4 protein-coding genes are annotated in these 4803 nt (G+C 28.9%); all 4 read right to left on the bottom strand.

Translation table 11 applies throughout. The features are described from left to right. Positions 1-190: 190 nt before the first annotated feature. Complete coding sequence (locus EZM65_RS15275) at positions 191-649, bottom strand: hypothetical protein (protein WP_136669429.1); 459 nt, start codon at positions 647-649, stop codon at positions 191-193. A gap of 168 nt (positions 650-817) precedes the next feature. Next, positions 818-1984 (bottom strand): GIY-YIG nuclease family protein, encoded by a 1167-nt coding sequence (locus EZM65_RS15270; protein WP_136669428.1) that lies wholly within the window; start codon positions 1982-1984, stop codon positions 818-820. A gap of 175 nt (positions 1985-2159) precedes the next feature. Then, positions 2160-2798, bottom strand: a complete 639-nt coding sequence (locus EZM65_RS15265) for an SLATT domain-containing protein (RefSeq protein WP_136669427.1) — start codon at positions 2796-2798, stop codon at positions 2160-2162. A gap of 180 nt (positions 2799-2978) precedes the next feature. Next, the gene (locus EZM65_RS15260) at positions 2979-4493 is read right to left on the bottom strand and encodes a caspase family protein (RefSeq protein ID WP_136669426.1); all 1515 of its coding nucleotides are present in this window, start codon (positions 4491-4493) and stop codon (positions 2979-2981) included. Positions 4494-4803: the final 310 nt, after the last annotated feature.

The raw sequence follows: 4803 nt of genomic DNA, 5'->3' as shown, positions 1-4803 counted from the left end.
CAGTAACAATTCAACGTCAGATTGGTTTTCGGAGCGTCGGTTCGGCACTTACTGGTAACGTTTCGCGGCTTGGCTCAGTAGCGATGCCTGCGAACGTTTTATTTTCGGTTAAAGATAAATATTTTCGTGAAGAAAATTATGAAGTCAGAGTTAATTAGCTATTGCGCCAAACCACTGTTGTACCGCGTTTTTATTTAGGATTTATATAATTTATAAACTTTCTAAAAAGTATTCTTTCTTGATATCTGAGAATAGACCAAAACCATAGAGTTATAAATGGAAATACAAAAATACTCCACAAAGGTGTTTCTTTTCCGCTCAATAATGAAACAATAATTGCAAGAATTGGTATAATTACAGTAAAATAAAGCTCAACGCGTAGTTTGGTTTTCAGGTCAATTTTTGTCTTTCCGCTTTGTAATTCTGTTAACTTTCCGTAACCTTTTATTCCATCAAAAAGACCGGGATTTGAATTCGAAATTAAAGTTCCTAAAGATATTTTTGAGAGGATTTTAAATTCGTTCTCTGAAAACCATTCGAGTATGAATTTCTGATCTTTTTCGTTTCGAAATCTTTCTTTTAATTCAATTATAGAACCATTAAATTCGATAGATTCTATTAAAAGTGTTTTGTCAATCAATTCTTTCATTATTCTTAAGCGAACAGTTTGTTAAAATGCGGTACAACGTCCTGTGGCTTTAAGAAGTTGGGGATTTTTATTCCCGAACCATTCCGTTAAGACTGAAGTCAAATATATAAAATTACCTTTAAATTTTGCCTAAAACCCCAATTTCTTAAAACCGCTGTTGTGCGTAGTTTATCTCAATGATTCGATAATATGTTCAACATCAATTGAAGCAAGTTCAAACCATTCTCCACGTATTCTTTTTTCAGCGTATGCAAGATGTAGTGACTTTTCAAAGCTTTCTGCAATTTTTCTAATTGGAAATCTCTTAGAGCATATCATTTCTATTGTAGGTTTTTCACTTTGTAAAGTTTTTTCTCTGTATTCTGGTTTATTAGAAATTCCTATTTTGAAATAACCATTGCTTGTATCCTGCATTAGATATACATAACAATAATCATCAGTTTGAATTTCTTTATTTTCAATTGATATGCGAGTTCCTAAAGGTTTGTAATTGATAACTTTTTCACTAACCAATTTTAAATATTCTTTCGCAAATTTTTTAATCACAATTATTAAATTGCTTTTAGATACATAATTGCTATCTCCTCCAAACTCTCCACCAATTATTTCATGATTATCATTCTTAAGTATGATTTTCCATTTTTTGAAATTTATTTCTGAAAATAAGTTTAATTCATCTTGTGTTATTGGTGATTTATATTGCAATATTTTATCGGTTGTGATGTTTTTTATCAAAATTGGTTTTTTGAATAACTCAAATTCTACTATTTCTCCATTATCAAAAAGAAATAATATTTTATCATTTTGTTTGGGTTTTAGTTGTTTAGGATTAAAATTAAAAACTATGTTATCACAATCATTTTCAAAATTAAAGCTAAATGATAAATCAACATTTAAATCATTTGATTTAGATGTTATTCCTTCACTAAGTGGAAAATTTGAGCTGACTCTTTGCCATAATATTTTTATCGAATTTGTAAAATCATCATTTATTATTTTGGGAACATTAATGAATTTACTTTGTATTCTTTCATTATCACTATTTCTGATTAAATACATCAATTGGTTTTTAGGAATATGAAAACTTCTGTTATCATAAAAGAAATCAATATAACCACTTTTTTCAGCCTTATGTTTTGTTATTGTAGCATTTGTTTTACGACCAGATTTAATTAATATTGAATCTAGTAATGAGGAGTTTGAATATTCGTAAATGTAATCACCTTTTTCAATATAACTGCCATCATCAATTAACCATTTGTGGAATACAAATTCTAATTGATAATTTGGGAAGTAAGATTTATATTCAAGTTGATTTTCTATAGAATCATTCATAGATTTTGTTTGAACATTTAGTTAGGTTAAATTACGCACAACGTCCCGTGGCTTGGCTTGCAGTAGCGATGCCAGCGAACGATTTATTTTCCGTTAAAGATAAGCATTTTCGTAAATAAAATTATGAAGCAAGAGCAAATTAGCTATTGCGTCAAACCGCTGTTATACAACGTTTTTATTTTAACAATAAACTAATAATAATTATTGGTGGAAGGAAAATCAATAAGTGAAATATAAAGGTTGTTTTTAAATAATATCTAATATTAATTATTAAGACATCAAACCAATTCATTTCGTGATATTTAGCTTTTGTGGTCTTGAATTTTTCATTATCGATTGCTTGATGATTTTCGTGTTTTTCAAGTACTCTTTGATATGCCTCAGAAATTTTTTTCGCAAACTGCTCTTTGTCTGCTAATGTTTGGTTTTCTTTTAAGGTTTTATAAATTCTAAGATCATTGTAAATTTTAGAAAGTTCTAAACCACAGTTATGAAATTCTTTTGCTTTCATACTATAATCTTTAGCACTTTCTATTTGACCCAATACAAGTGCTAAAATTGATAAGCACGTTATTGAATATGCTATTAAGTTTTCGTCTAATTTTTCAGTACTGACACTAATATTATATACTGAAAGAAGTCCGACAGCAGTTAAATAAACAGATAACATTGTTAGTGCAAAATTTGACCATCTAGCCATTTTTGATAGTCGAGTACTAGCATTAAATCGACTTCCTTTTGTTGACCAAATTTTATAATTTAGTTCTTCTAAAAAAGTTTTGTTTAAATAATCTAAATGGCTTTTTTCGCTCATAGTTGGTAAAATGTTGTATAACGTCCCGCCGGCTTTGAGCAGGTGGGGACAAATTTAGCCAAAAGATTGCAAAGTAGGACGAAAGTTTGCCAAGAAACAACTCTTCCAGTTACACACTAACCCCCACTTGCTCAAAACCGCTGTTGTAGGCAGTCTTTTAAATGAAAAAGGCATGTTTTATTAATAAGTAACAGCCATTGGAATATTAGTATTTCCATCGGATTTAAGAACAGGGTTCATTTTAAGAGGAACATTTGTATTAATCCAAAAACGACCTCTATTTTGATTATTCCATACATTGAATTGTTGAGTTAAATAAGTATAAATTTCTTGTAATGTAATAATATTGTCATCATTTCCTTCTTTATCTGCAGCTCCTTTTAGACCAGAAAGTAAAATTTCTGTAAAAAGTCCGTTGTTTTGTCCGTCAGCACTATATTCATCAGGTCTACAAGCTAATAACCAATTTATTCCATTTCCAGAGATTGTTAGTTGCTTATAAAATAGGTCAAGAGCCTGTTGTTCTGTAAGTTTTTCCCCTTTACTTGTAATTGCAGATGTTGTATCCCATGAACCTGCATGACATGCATCAACAATAAATATTTTTCTCGCTGGCGATTTGTTAATTATCAAATTTAGTCTTTCATATTGTAGCCCTTGATCGTAAGCACAAAAATAACCGACACCGCCATGTCCTGATAAGTAAGTGATTATGACATCATTTTGAGTTGCTTTGGAAAATAAGTTTGCAGATTTCATCAATATATTATTTGCGTTTGCTTCTTTATCAGGTAAAAAAACTATATCAGTGTTTTTAATAGCACCACCACTGATACTGTTGTAAAAACTTTTCATAGCAGTGATATCTTTTAAAGGCCCTTTAAGTTGTCCAATACTATAATTAGGATTATTATAATTACTAATTCCTGCTAATAATACATATATTTTTGGTTTTTCGTTGCTAGTGTTACTTTGTTCGAATCCATTTTGGCTCGAAAAATCATAAGAAATCTTATTTATTTTTATGTCGTCAAAAGCATATGACCCGCGATGAAAATATAGATCAGTGAAATTACATTTGGCATCATAAACAAATGATGTTACAACTGTACCATTTATGATTACATCATATGTACTATTATTTTTTGAAATACTAATTAGATTTTTACTTGCTTTATTATATTTTGCATCTCTAACTGGTTTGATAATTTCTTTAAATTGACATTTTTCTCTTTGATTAATGTTTGCGGTAATTTTAGCTGAATTACTATTACCTTGAATTTGTATTAAATAAAAATCCCCAACATTTTCTTCATTTTCAGCACATATATCAGTGTTATCGTGTCGATCAAAGACCAATCCAAATGAAAAATAGCCATCGCTTTGAGTTTCCAGAATTTCAAATGAAAAATTTAATTCAGTATTTTCTGCTTGATTAATTAAATTCAAAACATTTGAAACTGGTATTCTAGTGAAATCATACTTTAAGTTTGTTAATGGATGACTGCATATGTATTTTTGACGTGATATAAATGTTTTATATTGTGGAAAAACTTCAATTTTCCACTTATTTTCATTTGTATTGAAATCTTCATTCAATAGGGATGTGTATACTTTCTTAGACTGAGAATACGTACCAAAATGTATAAAAAAAGAGGCTAGAAGTAAAACTAAAGAAGTTATTTTATTTTTCATAATATACTTTTATTAATTAAAAAACAAGTTGAATTGAATCCTTTAATGTAGGTAAATCCGTTCAATTATTAGTTGATTAAATTTAGTGATATTTTGAATATCAATATGTAAATTTCGTCTAAATGTTTTAAAATCAGGTTATTTGCATTTCTTAAAAAAATAGATGAATTGAAATGAAGATTTTTGCTTTGTATTACTGAAAAAAATTCAATAAAATAAAATTTATACTTGCTGCATTAAGTTACTGAATTCTCATTATATCGAGGTAAGATTGCCTACAACGTTTTGTGGCTTTGTGGCCGTTGCGTAA

Origin of the sequence: Flavobacterium sp. H122, assembly GCF_004959765.1 — a bacterium.
Classification (GTDB): Bacteria; Bacteroidota; Bacteroidia; order Flavobacteriales; family Flavobacteriaceae; genus Flavobacterium.
The sequence above is the reverse complement of the archived record's forward strand: the minus strand, read 5'-3'. Positions and strand labels throughout refer to the sequence as shown.